This is a genomic window from Pontibacter anaerobius (assembly GCF_026241195.1).
GTDB classification, from domain to species: domain Bacteria; phylum Bacteroidota; class Bacteroidia; order Cytophagales; family Hymenobacteraceae; genus Pontibacter; species Pontibacter anaerobius.
The window spans coordinates 99263-112416 of sequence record NZ_JAPFQO010000011.1 but is presented as its reverse complement, the minus strand read 5'-3'; the positions used below and the strand labels follow the sequence as shown (position 1 = coordinate 112416).

The 13154-nt window shown below is 50.3% G+C and carries 14 protein-coding genes; 9 read left to right on the top strand and 5 right to left on the bottom strand.

Translation table 11 applies throughout. From position 1 onward, the window contains the following. The first annotated feature begins 280 nt into the window (after positions 1 to 280). The gene (gene ligA, locus OO017_RS16360) at positions 281 to 2290 is read left to right on the top strand and encodes an NAD-dependent DNA ligase LigA (RefSeq protein ID WP_266053772.1); all 2010 of its coding nucleotides are present in this window, start codon (positions 281 to 283) and stop codon (positions 2288 to 2290) included. A 175-nt stretch (positions 2291 to 2465) separates the two neighbouring features. Here the strand turns inward: ligA and OO017_RS16355 are convergent, their stop codons facing one another. Together OO017_RS16355 and OO017_RS16350 are read right to left on the bottom strand one after the other, a co-directional pair. Continuing rightward, positions 2466 to 3245 carry an ABC transporter permease gene (locus tag OO017_RS16355; protein WP_266053771.1) on the bottom strand — a complete coding sequence of 260 codons (780 nt, stop codon included), beginning with the start codon at positions 3243 to 3245 and terminating at the stop codon, positions 2466 to 2468. Next, positions 3242 to 4201 carry an ABC transporter ATP-binding protein gene (locus tag OO017_RS16350; protein WP_266053770.1) on the bottom strand — a complete coding sequence of 320 codons (960 nt, stop codon included), beginning with the start codon at positions 4199 to 4201 and terminating at the stop codon, positions 3242 to 3244. The genes OO017_RS16355 and OO017_RS16350 overlap by 4 nt, the downstream gene beginning before the upstream one ends. Positions 4202 to 4534: 333 nt before the next feature. On the opposite strand from OO017_RS16350, the gene OO017_RS16345 reads away from it, so the two are divergent. The 3 genes from OO017_RS16345 to dapA all read left to right on the top strand — a co-directional run bounded on the left by OO017_RS16345 (position 4535) and on the right by dapA (position 7411). Continuing rightward, entirely contained in the window at positions 4535 to 5554 is a 1020-nt protein-coding gene (locus tag OO017_RS16345) for a sensor histidine kinase (protein ID WP_266053769.1), read from the top strand. 4 nt (positions 5555 to 5558) lie between these two features. Further along, a complete protein-coding gene (locus OO017_RS16340) occupies positions 5559 to 6293 on the top strand; it encodes a LytR/AlgR family response regulator transcription factor (RefSeq protein WP_266053768.1) in 735 nt (244 codons plus the stop codon). A gap of 248 nt (positions 6294 to 6541) precedes the next feature. Next, on the top strand, positions 6542 to 7411 hold the full coding sequence (gene dapA, locus OO017_RS16335) for a 4-hydroxy-tetrahydrodipicolinate synthase (protein WP_266053767.1): 870 nt from the start codon (positions 6542 to 6544) through the stop codon (positions 7409 to 7411). 78 nt (positions 7412 to 7489) lie between these two features. Here the strand turns inward: dapA and OO017_RS16330 are convergent, their stop codons facing one another. Continuing rightward, positions 7490 to 8317, bottom strand: coding sequence for a hypothetical protein (locus tag OO017_RS16330; protein WP_266053766.1), 828 nt, complete (start codon positions 8315 to 8317; stop codon positions 7490 to 7492). A gap of 266 nt (positions 8318 to 8583) precedes the next feature. Between OO017_RS16330 and OO017_RS16325 the strand changes: the two genes are divergently transcribed. Next, positions 8584 to 8775: a cold-shock protein gene (locus OO017_RS16325; protein ID WP_266053765.1), complete on the top strand. Its 192-nt coding sequence runs from the start codon at positions 8584 to 8586 to the stop codon at positions 8773 to 8775. Positions 8776 to 8850: 75 nt separating this feature from the next. Here OO017_RS16325 and OO017_RS16320 read toward each other — a convergent pair whose 3' ends face one another. Continuing rightward, positions 8851 to 9615, bottom strand: a complete 765-nt coding sequence (locus tag OO017_RS16320) for a creatininase family protein (RefSeq protein WP_266053764.1) — start codon at positions 9613 to 9615, stop codon at positions 8851 to 8853. A gap of 220 nt (positions 9616 to 9835) precedes the next feature. Between OO017_RS16320 and OO017_RS16315 the strand changes: the two genes are divergently transcribed. Further along, complete coding sequence (locus OO017_RS16315; RefSeq protein ID WP_266053763.1) at positions 9836 to 10858, top strand: COX15/CtaA family protein; 1023 nt, start codon at positions 9836 to 9838, stop codon at positions 10856 to 10858. Between the two features lie 137 nt (positions 10859 to 10995). Then, the gene (locus tag OO017_RS16310; RefSeq protein ID WP_266053762.1) at positions 10996 to 11286 is read left to right on the top strand and encodes a hypothetical protein; all 291 of its coding nucleotides are present in this window, start codon (positions 10996 to 10998) and stop codon (positions 11284 to 11286) included. 71 nt (positions 11287 to 11357) lie between these two features. On the opposite strand, the gene OO017_RS16305 is transcribed toward OO017_RS16310, so the two are convergent. Beyond that, on the bottom strand, positions 11358 to 12185 hold the full coding sequence (locus OO017_RS16305; RefSeq protein ID WP_266053761.1) for a hypothetical protein: 828 nt from the start codon (positions 12183 to 12185) through the stop codon (positions 11358 to 11360). Positions 12186 to 12516: 331 nt separating this feature from the next. Between OO017_RS16305 and OO017_RS16300 the strand changes: the two genes are divergently transcribed. Beyond that, on the top strand, positions 12517 to 12996 hold the full coding sequence (locus OO017_RS16300; RefSeq protein WP_266053760.1) for a DinB family protein: 480 nt from the start codon (positions 12517 to 12519) through the stop codon (positions 12994 to 12996). 15 nt (positions 12997 to 13011) lie between these two features. Further along, on the top strand, positions 13012 to 13143 hold the full coding sequence (locus OO017_RS16295; RefSeq protein ID WP_266053759.1) for a hypothetical protein: 132 nt from the start codon (positions 13012 to 13014) through the stop codon (positions 13141 to 13143). Positions 13144 to 13154 lie beyond the last annotated feature (11 nt).

The following is a 13154-nucleotide window of genomic DNA, read 5'->3' as shown; positions in this document are numbered from 1 at the left end:
GTTTTGAGCTAGCGAGCGTAGCTCTAGGGGTGGGATCATCGTTCCTAAACTCTAAACTTCCAATAAGAGGACAGAGGAATGAAATCGGCTGCAGAGCCCAACCTGATGCCTCCGGCCTCAGTGAAGTCGGAGACTTCACATTATGGGTAGGACACGAGTCTGGAGACTCGCGCCAGAAATGAAAAGCATCTGCAGGGAAAATCTGCGCATCCATACTTATCCTGTAAATCCTGATTCAGACATTTTTCCTATTTTTACAGGAAGCATAAAAGCACAAGAAATGGCAACGACACAAGACCCGGCCCTGGAGATGCAGGAGCTGACGCAGAAGATAAATCACCTGAATTACCAATATTACCAAAACAGCGTTTCGGAGGTATCAGATTTTGAGTTTGACCAGATGCTGAAGCGACTGGAGGAGCTGGAGAACCTGTACCCGGAGTATAAACAGCCGCACTCCCCTACCCAACGCGTAGGCGGCACTATCACCAAATCTTTTGATACAGTTTACCACCGCTGGCCAATGCTCTCGCTCAGCAACACCTACTCCGAAGAGGAGCTGCGCGAATTTGATAAACGTGTACGCAAAGCCGTTGGCGACGATGTAGAGTATGTTTGCGAGCAAAAGTTTGACGGTGTGGCCATAAGCCTGACTTATGAAAACGGGAAATTAGCCCAAGGCTCAACCCGGGGCGACGGAACCCGGGGCGATAATATCACAGCTAACGTGCGAACGATACGCGATATACCTCTGCAGGCGCACGGAAAAAGTTACCCTGATCTGTTTGAGGTACGCGGTGAGGTATTCATGCCGCTCCAGGTATTCGAACAACTGAATGCAGAACGTGAGGAGTCTGGCGAGCAGCTTTTGGCAAACCCTAGAAACGCCACCTCAGGCACGCTTAAACAGCAGGACTCATCTGTGGTGGCCAGCCGCAAACTTGGGTGCTTTTCTTATGGCTTCCTGGCTGATAACACCCCTTTCGATACACATTCGGAGAGCCTGCAGGCGATACAGAAATGGGGTTTTAAGGTATCTGATACCTGGCGCAAGTGCGGCAACATAGAGGATGTGCTGGCATACATAAATGAGTGGGAGAAACGCCGCCATGAACTCCCTATTGCAACTGACGGCGTGGTGGTGAAGGTTAACAGTTATGCACTGCAGGAGGAGCTTGGCTTTACGGCCAAGAGTCCGCGCTGGGCCATTGCCTACAAGTATGCCGCCGAAAATGCTGCCACTAAACTCTTGGGAATACAGTACCAGGTGGGCCGAACAGGAGCCGTAACGCCTGTTGCCCTGCTAGAGCCGGTGTCCTTGGCCGGAACGGTAGTAAAGCGCGCCTCGGTGCACAACGCCAACGAGATACAGCGCCTGGACCTGCGCCTGGGTGATACCATTTTTGTAGAGAAAGGCGGCGAGATCATTCCTAAAATTACGGGGGTTGATTTTGAGCAACGCCCGGCCGACAGCCAGCCTATACTTTACCCGACCCACTGCCCTGCCTGCGGCACCGAGCTGGTGCGCACCGAGGGCGAAGCCCAGTTTTACTGCCCGAATGAAAAAGGCTGCGAACCCCAGATACTGGCAAAACTGGAACACTTTATAGCCCGCAAAGCCATGAACGTGGATGAGCTGGGCCCTAAAACATTGGAACAGCTGTATCGCGCAGGGTATGTACGCAATGCCGCCGATCTTTATGATATTACCTTTGAGCAACTGGTGCCGTTGGAGCGTATGGGCGAGAAATCCGCCAACAACATTCTGGCGAGCCTGGAGAAATCAAAAGCTACCCCGTATGACCGTGTATTGTTCGCGCTGGGTATTCGCTTTGTAGGCAGCACTGTGGCGAAAAAGCTGGCAGAGGAACTACCTGACCTGGAGGCGCTTCGTGGGGCAACGTACGAGGAGCTAATTGCCATCAACGAGATCGGTGACCGCATAGCCCAATCTGTTATCGCTTACTTTCAGGACCAGGACCATATACAGCTGCTGGAGCGGCTGAGAGCAGCAGGCCTGAAATTCAAGTCTGAAAAAACAACACCCGAGATTCAGAGCGACAAACTGGAAGGACAGACGTTTGTGATTTCAGGCGTTTTTGAAAGCGTGAGCCGCGAAGAACTGCAGCAGTTGATTATCAGCCATGGTGGTAAAGTGGTGTCCTCTATCTCCAAAAAGCTCTCCTACCTGGTAGCCGGCGATAAAATGGGACCATCCAAGCTGGAAAAAGCGGAGAAACTGGGAATCAAAATTCTATCAGAAGAAGAGTTTCTAGGTAAGATTAAGTAAAGTTTTTAGGCTGTTTATTCTTGCTCTGTAAATACAGTTACCTTCTGAGCATAGTAGCAAGTCAGCATGAAAGCCCTTCTCCTCTAAGCCTCTTCTTACTTTTTATACTATAAAAAAGTGCAGCACCGGATACCGGTGCTGCACTTATATAAAACAAACAACAAACACTCATACTTTAAGAAATCCGCTTCCTGGAAACATCGAAGTAGCCAAGTATAAACACCAGCAAACCAACGCCTAAACTTAACAGTACCTCCTGGCTAAACAGGTTATACACCTCTGCTTCTGAAGGGAAGTTTTTGATTGACATAAGCGGATAGGCAAAGGGGTATAAATGAATATACTCCCACTGGGTGGCCACAATCACTGTGATGATAGCCACTATTCCCACTCCCATACTTAAGGCAAAACTGCTCCAGCGGATGCTCAGCCAGAACTGCACGGCAATAATCACGAAGGTGGCCAGAAACATCTTCAGCACGGCCACAAACACTACTTGTAAGCCCACTATATTTTCGAAACCCAGATCGGGGCGCACCAGCTGCAGGAACAAACCAGCTGCCAGGTAAGCCAGCACAAATACCACGTTGCTCAGCAGCACCAGCCCCACCACAGTAGTAGCCTTGGCTGTGTAGATCGTGCTTTTAGGTAGCGGCAGGCTATTAAGGTGCTTCCAGCCGTTAGATTTATGCTCAATGCCGTTGGTCAGGCTTGTCAGCAGCGCGATAAAAATGGGCATAAGCAAAATGGTATAAAGGCTGAAATTCTGCATGGCAAACCGATGCCAGGGATTAACGCCTTCAGTGATAAAATGCTGCCCTTTGGACCAGAACACCAGCACGTGCATGCCAATGAGGGCGCAGGGCGCAAGAATGGAGAGCCAGAGCGAGAAGGTGTTTTTCAGCTTTAACGATTCTGAGCTGACACTGCTGCGGTAGTAGATTAGCGCGTTCATAGTCTTTCGAAAAGTACGGGTTCTTGTATGGCAGTGGCCGCTACATCTCCTTTGGTGATATTCAGGAAAAGCTCCTCCAGGTTGTAGGTATGGGTGCTAAGGCGAAATACCTCCAGCCCGTTCACCACCAGAAAGCGGTTTATCCTGGCTACCTGCTGCTTGTCCTGCACCTGCACCGCCAGCACATCGTCTTCCTGCGGTAGCAGCTGGTACTGGTGGTCTTCAAGCAGTTTGTGGGCGATGGCATTATTGCTGGTCTCCAGTTGCAGCACATTGCTCTGGAAAGTACCTTCATATAAATGCTGCAGGCTGCCCTGGTAAAGCATGCCCCCCTTGTCGATTATAGCCAGTTCAGTAGCGCATTTCTCTATCTCGGAAAGCAGGTGGCTGGAGAGGAAGATCGTTTTCCCGAAGTCACGGTTCAGCCTAACGAGCAACTCACGCACCTCTCTTATTCCACTAGGGTCCAGCCCGTTAGTGGGCTCATCCAGAATAAGCAGTTCTGGGTCGGCCATCAAGGCCAGTGCAATGCCGAGTCGCTGGCTCATGCCCAGCGAGTACTCCTTTGTTTTGCGGTGGGCATCCTGCGTAAGCCCTACAATTTGCAGTACTTCGGCAATGCGGGCTTTAGGTGCCTGCACCATGCGTCGGTGCATCTCCAGGTTGTCGTGGCCGGAAAGGTGGCGGTACAGCGTAGGCATCTCGATCAAAGAACCCGTGCGGCGGAGGATGTCGATGCGGTTCTCCTTCAGGTCCTGCCCATGCACCAGCACCTGGCCTTTGGGCACCGGCAGCAGCCCCAGCAGAATACGAATGGTGGTGGATTTTCCGGCACCGTTAGGTCCCAGAAAGCCGAAGATAGCTCCCTGCGGCACGCGCAGCTCCAGGTTTTGCAGCACCTGCCGCTTCCCGAAGCTGTAGTTAAGGCCGTGGGTCTCAATGATAAATGGTTTCATAGTTTTGATGTTAGTAGCGTATGGCTACAAAAGAGGAATTTATTTCGGCATCAAAAAAATAGAATATACCAACCTCCAAAAATCCTAGACCAAGTATAAAACCATGCACCAGAGCTGTTTTGTCCTGTAAATCATACTTTTGATAGCCATTACAGGCAGGTTAGTATATAGAAGTATGGCGGCAGTACTTAAATGCCATACTTTGTTTATCTTTATACAATGAAGAAGCTACATGCAGGTATAAGTTAGTTTATACTTGCATGCTGCCAGTTAACAGCTAAAGCCAGATTGATAGCCTTGTCAAAAGTCAGCATAGTTCTGCCCCAGGTAACCGTGAAGAAAAGGTATACCGTTGCCATACACGTGACGGCCTGGTTGCTATTCGGGGCCTGGGTGTTTTATTTTCTGTACGGTAACAGCGCGCTCTCCTTCACCAAGGTACTGGATGTGCTGGTGGGCCTGCTGATCAACATCTTCATCTTCTACTTTAACTGGTATGTGCTTATCTCCAGGTACCTGGCGCGTAACCGCATCTTCCTGTACATTGCCGCCGTTCTCACCACACTGGTAGCCATTGCCGTACTTCGGGCGCCGCTCGATTTTTACCTGTTCCGGGAGTTTAACCGCGAGATGACACAGCTTTACAGCAGCGAACGCATTATTCAGTACATCATGGGGGGGCTGGTGCTGGTCTTTATCTCCTCTGCCCTGAAGGTGACCGGCAACTACATTCGCAACGAGCGGCGAAACAAGGAGCTGGAGACGCAGAAGCTAACCGCGGAACTGGCCTTCCTCAAATCGCAGGTAAACCCGCATTTCCTCTTTAACACGCTCAACAACATTTACTCACTGGCTTACAAGCAGCACCCCGAAACGCCGGATGCCATCATGAAACTCTCGCTGCTGATGCGCTACATGCTGTACGAAAGCAACGATGCCCTGGTGAGCCTGGAGAAAGAGGTGGACCACATCAAGAATTTTATAGATTTGCAGAAGCTACGCCTGCGCGAGCAGACAAGTATAAAATTTAACATACAGGGGAGCCTGGAGGGAAAGCAGATAGCGCCCATGCTACTGATGACGCTGGTGGAGAATGCCTTTAAACATGGCCTGGTGAGCAAGAACGAGGTGGGAATTATACTTAACCTGGTGGTGAAGGAGGATTTCCTGCTCTTCAGTACCATCAACAACACCAGCCAGCACAAGAAGCGGGAGTTTGGGGGCATTGGCCTTGAAAACCTGAAACGCCGTCTCAACCTGCTGTACAACAAACGCCACGAACTGACTTTTGAGGAAAAGGGAGGTACATTTTACGCCACCCTCAAATTATACTTCAAGCCTAAAACCAAATAAAACTATGACAATCCGCTGCCTTGCCGTTGACGATGAACCGCTGGCCCTCGACATCATCGAGAGCTACGTAAGCAAACTGCCTTTCCTGAAACTGGTAAAAACCTGCTCCAGCGCCACCGAGGCTATGCAGGTGCTGCAGGAGGAGCAGGTAGACCTGATGTTCCTGGATATTGAGATGCCCGAACTGACGGGTATACAGTTCCTGAACATACTCAAGCACCAGCCGCTCATCATCTTCACCACCGCCTACCCCGATTATGCCCTGGAGGGTTTTAATCAGGATGCCGTCGATTACCTGCTCAAGCCCATCCCCTTCGATCGCTTTCTGAAGGCCGTGACCAAGGCGCAGGAAAGGCTGCAGCGTTCCGGCTCCAAAGCCAGCGAGGCTGCTCCGGCCGCACAGCCAGCCACAGCAGAGCATGACTTCATATTCGTGAAGGCCGATTACAAAACCATTCGGGTTGATTTTAAGGACATCCTTTGGATAGAGGGTCTGAAGGACTACATCATCATCCAGACCAAGGATCAGAAGATCATCACGCTCCTCTCAATGAACAAGATGATGGAGAAGCTGCCCGACTCTAAATTCCTGCGCGTGCACCGCTCTTTTATCGTGTCGCTGCAAAAGATCGACAGCATCGAGAAAAGCCGCATCCGCATCGGCAATAAGGAAATCCCAATAGGTGAGGTTTACAAAGAAGCTTTCCTGAAGTGGGTGGAGGAGAATAATATACAGTAGGAAGGTAAAAAGTAGAGAGGCAGGAAAGATTTCGCTATGGGCGAAGAACTTGCGAGTGTCTGAAGTACAGTTTTGTGCCTCCCACCCAAATTAAGCGGAAGTATGAAGCATTTTAAGTTAAGGCGCAAGGGATTGCGCCTTTTTTCTGGGCAACTTATACTTTTGACACCGTACTTATAATAGATACCTGACACGATATTTGCAGAATCGGTAACATAATTAGAACTTCGTATTTCATAAGTTAAAGGATGATTCAGGAAAGATTAAGAGGAACGGGTGTGGCCTTGGTTACGCCTTTTACGAAGGAGCAGGCTGTTGATTACGATGCGCTGCGCAAGTTACTGGACTTTGTGCTGGATGGCGGCGTAGATTACCTGGTAGTGAACGGCACAACGGCCGAGTCGGTGACCACCACCGCAGCGGAGAAGGCGAAGATTCTGCAGGAGATAAAGGAGCATGTAAATGGGCGGGTGCCGCTGGTGTACGGCCTTGGCGGCAATAACACGCAGGAGGTTATGAATACCATCTCCGACACAAACCTGGAGGGTATTACGGCCATACTTTCTGTTAGCCCCTACTATAACAAGCCGTCGCAGCAGGGCATTTACCAACACTATGTGCAGGTGGCAAACGCCTCGCCGGTGCCGGTTATACTTTACAATGTGCCAGGCCGTACCGGCAGTAACATCTCCGGCGAAACCACGGTAAAACTGGCCGGCCACGACAAGATCATCGGGATAAAAGAAGCCTCCGGCAACCTGGAGCAGTGCATGTACATTGCCAAGCACAAGCCTGCTGGCTTCATGCTTATCAGCGGCGACGACCTGCTTACCGTACCCATGACCAGCTTTGGAGCCGACGGGGTGATCTCTGTACTAGCCAATGCGTTCCCGGGCAAGTTCAGCAACATGGTGCGACAGGCGCTGAAAGGCGACTATAAAGAGGCTTCTGCCGCGCTACTGAGCTTTGTAGACCTCAACCCGCTGATGTACGAGGAAAGCAACCCGGTTGGCGTGAAGGCAGTGCTGGAGCGTTTCGGCGTGTGTTCGGCGCAGGTTAGGCTGCCACTGGTAGAGGCTTCCTCCGGACTAAAAGACAGGCTGTACAAGCTACTATAGTTTAGCGGCAAGTATAAATATAAAAAGGCAGCCCCTCTTCAGGGCTGCCTTTTTGTTTGCTTAACCTATAAACCGGTGCTACTCTGTGCAATTGTACTCATAACTTATACTCTCGGTACGGCCACCGGTATAAGTATAGGTGGCAGTTATAGGGTAGCCCTGGTCGTTGTAAGTATACTCTGCCGTGTAGGCCACATCGTTAACCTGGGCCTGTTCCTCTCCGGAGCCAGTGGTGGCGTTAAACACCGTAATGTTACTCAAGTGTGGGTAGGCAACACCCGGACGGCGCTGCAAAAATACCGGAACAGCAAAAAGCGGAGCATACCGGGCACTATCCTGGGCGTAGGTGGCCGTGTATGTCTGACCGTCCGCGCTTTTAACGGTGGCGACAACCGGCTTGGACTGCGGGTATGTTTGGGTAACAGATCCGTTTGATACCTCTGTGTTGTTTAAGTATAGGTAATCGGTGGCAGAGGTCAGGCGGCCGCGCGTATCGTAAACCGCTTTGAAAGAGGACAGCCGATGTACCGTCTGCAGGCCCGGCACCCGCTGTTTTACCTCATACTTTGATACACGCCCCTGCGGGTTGTAACTATAAACCGTGAAGGAAATCTCCTCCTCCCCGTCTGGTGCAAGCAGGCGCTCCTCGGCTAGTTTACCTGCGGCAGTATACGTATAGGTGCGCACCTCCGCCAGGTTCTCCTGCTCATAATGCTCTGTACGGATAATTTGGTTGAACTCATTGTAAGTATAGCGGGTGCTGGCGCCCGTACTGTTGTTTGTCTGCTCCTGCAGGTAGCACAGGTTCTGAGGTGCAGGCGTAGGCGCAACGGTCGGTTCGTCGTCTTCGGAGCAGCCAACGAGCAGCAGGAGAGCCAGCAACGGTGTAAAAAATCTGAATTTCATACGCATCAACTAATAAGTATACGAAGATACAGCTTGCTACTCTTTTTAACTACCCAAAATTCAGAAGTGGCTTATTTACCAAGGCTCAGTTTTAGGCTTTTTACCACGCTACGCACTGCCTCGGCCTATTTCTGAAAAAAATTTTGCAGAAAAGGGGGCTTTTGGTCCCCTGAAACGAAGTTTTCAGAAAATAATTAACTTTTTCTAAAAAATTTTGAACACTTTTATGGTCGAAAACGTCTTAGTTTTACAATCACAAAAAAATTATGAACAGAGGAACAGTAAAATTCTTTAATGGAGAAAAAGGATTCGGCTTCATTAAGGACGAGAACACAAATCAGGAGTACTTTGTACACGTAACTGGTTTAATCGACGAAATCAGAGAAAATGACGAAGTTACTTTTGACCTACAGGAAGGCAGAAAAGGACTAAACGCGGTTAACGTTAAGCGCGCTTAGTTTTAACATAAAAGTCATTCAAGCAAAAAGCCTTACACATCCGTGTAAGGCTTTTTGCTTTTACACCTCCCCTGTCTAGCCGCCGTAGCGGTCATGTATAGTTACCTGGGCGATCTCGGTATACAGGTTGGCAATGTTATGGGCGGCGGCCTCCAGAAAAGCTTTCCCCTTTTCTTCGGTGGCTGCCTTAGGGTTACCCACGCCTGTATCCTCGGTTACCATAGACCACTGCCTTTCTGACCAGGCCCAGCCCTCGCGTATGCCTTTTATCTTTGACTTCCGCTCTTTGCCCTCCCCTGCTTCTTCCAGTGGCAGCACCAGGTCCGGACGGAGGTACAGCAGCAGGCTCGTTTCCATCTCATCGGCGTGGTCGCCGGGGGCCTCAAAAAACTGCTTGCGGTCTGCCGCTTGTATCCAGAAACAGCTAACCAGGAACATATCGGGGTAGCGAAGCCCCAGTTCCCGCAGCATGGGCTTAAAATCGTTGCCGCCATGGCTGTTGAGCACAAGCAGCTTTTTAATTCCCTGCCGGCTAAGTACAGCCACTATATCATCCAGTATGGCTAGCTGCGTGCTCGGGTTCAGGTTAATATCCAGCTTAATGTCGGCCTGGCCGGTGTTTACCCCAAATGGTATGGTAGGCAGCACCATTACTTTGGTGCCATTGTCCCAGGCTATTTTGGCGGAGGCGGCGGCAATGGCATCAGCCTCTATCACATCCGTGGCGTAGGGCAGGTGGTAGTTGTGCGCCTCTGTAGCTCCCCATGGCAGCACTGCCAGATCCACCTGCTGGTCTTTTAAGGCTTTCCAGTTTGTTTCGGCAAGTATATATGGTCTCATCAGCTTAAGTTTTGTTCTACTGTAAAGATAAAACTTCTAACGAAATCCCGCATTTTACGGCCGGATTTAATAGAAAGTATACCTGCCGCCACCTATCCTAAAATATAGTGCCCGTGAGTAATGAGCTTATACTTATAGCACCGGTTTTAGCTGAACGCTATTTCTGACAATGACGAAGGTCAATCTTTAAAAAGTATTTTTAGCAGATCTTTGCCGGGTTATGCAAACATCAACTTACAACAAGGCTATTGTGTACTGGCTCCTGAGCGGGGCACTGCTGATCCTGGCGATGGTTATTGTCGGCGGCATTACCAGGCTTACGGGTTCCGGGCTTTCGATAGTGGAGTGGAACCTGATTTCGGGAACACTGCCCCCGCTAAACCAGGAGGCATGGATAACGGCCTTTGAGCAGTACAAGCAGTTTCCGGAGTATCAGAAGCTGAACACCCACTTAACGCTGGAGGGCTTTCAGAAGATCTTTTGGTGGGAGTACCTGCACCGCTTGCTGGGCCGCCTGGTCGGGCTGGTGTTTATACTTCCGTTTCTATACTTCCTCATCACCAAACAACTTACCAGTGGCCTGTTTCGAAGGCTGCTGTTTATACTTGCGCAGGGCGTAATTGGTTGGCTGATGGTAAAAAGCGGCCTGGTAGATAATCCGCACGTGAGCCACTTCCGGCTGGCGGCGCACCTGAGCCTGGCCCTGGCGCTGATCGGTGTCATACTCTGGACGGTGGCTGACCTTACCTCGGGCAAAGTTCTGAAGCTGAAAAGCCATAAGGGTACAAAACTGAAAAGGCTGGCCATACTTGTACTGGTCGCCGTGCTGCTGCAGATTATTCTCGGGGCGTTTGTAGCGGGGCTAAAGGCTGGTTTCTCCTACAACTCCTACCCCCTCATGGATGGCGAGTTTTTCCCTGCTCACCTGCAGGGTTACCTGACCTGGCAAACTACCATCGAAAACGGTGTGGTGATGCAGTTTGCGCACCGTTGGATAGCGATACTGGTACTGCTTGCCGTAACGTTACTCTGGTATCGCACCAGACCCGCCGAGCTTCCTTACACGGTGCGTACCCTTGCCCGGAGCTTGCTGCTCACCTGTTTGATACAGGTAGCACTGGGCATCGCTACCCTGCTGCTGGCTGTGCCGGTAAGTTTGGGGGTGCTGCACCAGGTGGTGGCGGTGGTGCTGTTTGCATTTGCAGTGCTGCTCGTGCACAGGCTTCGGCTCAGTGTGGCGTAAGTCAGAAAATATAGTTACACTTCAATTTTCCTGGGTTGATACTCGCTAAAGTATAAAATTTTATAAAAGTTGATCAACATCATTTATTAAAGCCCTGTTTATCTGCATCTTGCACACTATAACACATTTTAAAAGGCATGGAAAGGACAAGAGCTATTCAGGAGACGTTGGGAGTGAGCCTTAAAAGGAAAACTGCCAGGAAATTTTTCTTAAATGTGTATGAGTACGTCCTCTACAACGATTACGAGTGTTTCATGGATACCCTGGATTACAGGATGAACCTGGAAGAGCCAAAAAAAGCGAGGGAAGTATACCATGTGTTTAAGTTTATGCTGGGCCACCTTAAAAACAGTAACCCGCAGAAGCTCCTCACGCTGTGCCCGCTCAAGCCCGATGAGACCAACAAAAACTACCTGGCGCAAACCTAGGCTGGCTAGCGTAGCCCTCCCCTGGCTCAGGGTAATTTAAGTGCAAACGTTGTTACTTACCGGCCTCGCTTTTACTTGCTTATGTCTATGCAGTTGTATGTATAGGTAAATGTGTTGCTGTAGCCGTTCAGGTAAGTTTGGGTAATGGTTAACGGGTACCCTTGCTCGTTATAGGTAAAAGTGTTGCGGTACGACTCCTCCTCCAGCAGCTCACCGGCAGCATCGTGCACCATCACCTCCTTCAGGTTATGGAAGTGCGGAAACCCCAGGCCTACCAGTATCTTCTTGTAAGGCACGTTCTGGGCATGCGGAAACACTTTATCATCATACTCCAGGTCCATGTCCCGAAGTTTTTCGCCAGTTGGGCCATCGTACACCTCCACATGACGCATTATGTTGTTGGCATTCGTGAACTTATACTTTTTTGCAAGGCGATAGTTTTTATGGATCTGCTGCTCATCCAGCTCATACTGCGCATTATAAGTATACACCTCCGACCCAAGCATAACCATGGAGTTGACTGGCTCTGCCGGGTAATGGTTCTTATAAACCGGTAGATTGTCGTAATGCATGTAGCTGATGCTGTGGTAGCTTAGCTTCGGGCTATTCGGCGAATGGTCGCGGAACTCGACTATCCCCACATAATCCCTGATATCGTTTAGGTAGAGCTCAAAATGATGCACCGTATCGGTACGGGTAAAATACTCGCGCTGCTGCAGGTCGCCTTGCGGACTGTAGGTAAAAACCTCGTTCAGGCCTTCGTCGTTTGCGGAGGTAACACTGGTGGGGAAACAGATAAAGGTTGTGCCAGGGTCCGGGGTGGGCACCGGCTCGTTCTTTTGCTGGCAGGCAGCAGTAAGCAACAGGGCGGCTAGCAGGGGTAGTAAAGCTGTTTTCATGTATTGAGTGATGTTATGCGCCGCTAAATATAGCACTTTCCCTGAATTATGGGGCCTGTTTTCTGCACACACGCTACAAGGCCAGACTCCTTACCCCTTATCAGATCAGGGTCGAATCATTCTCCTCTTTTTGTCATCCTGTCAGTATCCTGGTAGCATAGGATTAACCTGCCGGGGGAAGGCCCTGTTCTCCACCAGGTTTCTTAGCAGAAGGACAACTTTTTGGCTTCATATAGTAGAACTTAACGCACCTGCTTTTTCAGAAGCTCCCCTTGCCAGGGCAACCCGGCATACCTCCGCCAAGTATGTTATACTTTAAAAACTAGCCCCTATGAAACACGAAAAACAATTGCGGGAGCAGCTGGTAAAACTGATGCAAGGCGGCCAGGCGTTCAGGTCGCGCGAGGAACTGCTGGAGGGGCTAACGGCAGCGGAAGCGGGCCAGCAGGTAACCGGCATGCCTTATACTATCTGGCAGTTACTGGACCACCTTCGCTTCGCCCAACACGATATCCTGGACTTTTGCCGCAACCCGGACTACAAGGAGCCTACCTGGCCGGACGATTACTGGCCCTCCACCAAAACAGCACCGCCGGACGAGGCAGCCCTGCAGCAAACCTTACAAGCCATGGCCAACGACCTGCAAGAAATGATACAACTGGTGCAAGATCCGGAGAAAGACCTTTTTGAGCCTTTTGCACACGGCCAGGGGCAAACCCTGCTGCGCGAGGCCTTGCTCGTGGCCGAGCACAACGCCTACCACCTGGGCCAGATCGTGCTGCTGCGGAAGCTGTTGGGGCAGTTTCAGTAGTGGTGGGTTTTAACTTTGGCTTTACCTCCCGGGTATGCTGCGGACATCCGTATACTTATACTTATACTTATACTTATACTTATACTTATACTTATACTTATACTTATACTTATACTTATACTTATACTTATACTTATACTTTCATAGCCACTGTTTCC

Excerpts from the sequence above, each read along its gene's own strand:
- OO017_RS16320 (WP_266053764.1), bottom strand. The coding sequence starts at position 9,615 with ATGAGACCATATATACTTGCCGAAACAAACTGGAAAGCCTTAAAAGAC.
- OO017_RS16355 (WP_266053771.1), bottom strand. The coding sequence starts at position 3,245 with ATGAACGCGCTAATCTACTACCGCAGCAGTGTCAGCTCAGAATCGTTA.
- OO017_RS16310 (WP_266053762.1), top strand. The coding sequence starts at position 10,996 with ATGGAAAGGACAAGAGCTATTCAGGAGACGTTGGGAGTGAGCCTTAAA.
- OO017_RS16300 (WP_266053760.1), top strand. The coding sequence starts at position 12,517 with ATGAAACACGAAAAACAATTGCGGGAGCAGCTGGTAAAACTGATGCAA.
- OO017_RS16350 (WP_266053770.1), bottom strand. The coding sequence starts at position 4,201 with ATGAAACCATTTATCATTGAGACCCACGGCCTTAACTACAGCTTCGGG.
- OO017_RS16330 (WP_266053766.1), bottom strand. The coding sequence starts at position 8,317 with ATGAAATTCAGATTTTTTACACCGTTGCTGGCTCTCCTGCTGCTCGTT.
- OO017_RS16340 (WP_266053768.1), top strand. The coding sequence starts at position 5,559 with ATGACAATCCGCTGCCTTGCCGTTGACGATGAACCGCTGGCCCTCGAC.
- OO017_RS16305 (WP_266053761.1), bottom strand. The coding sequence starts at position 12,185 with ATGAAAACAGCTTTACTACCCCTGCTAGCCGCCCTGTTGCTTACTGCT.
- ligA (WP_266053772.1), top strand. The coding sequence starts at position 281 with ATGGCAACGACACAAGACCCGGCCCTGGAGATGCAGGAGCTGACGCAG.
- OO017_RS16315 (WP_266053763.1), top strand. The coding sequence starts at position 9,836 with ATGCAAACATCAACTTACAACAAGGCTATTGTGTACTGGCTCCTGAGC.
- OO017_RS16325 (WP_266053765.1), top strand. The coding sequence starts at position 8,584 with ATGAACAGAGGAACAGTAAAATTCTTTAATGGAGAAAAAGGATTCGGC.
- dapA (WP_266053767.1), top strand. The coding sequence starts at position 6,542 with ATGATTCAGGAAAGATTAAGAGGAACGGGTGTGGCCTTGGTTACGCCT.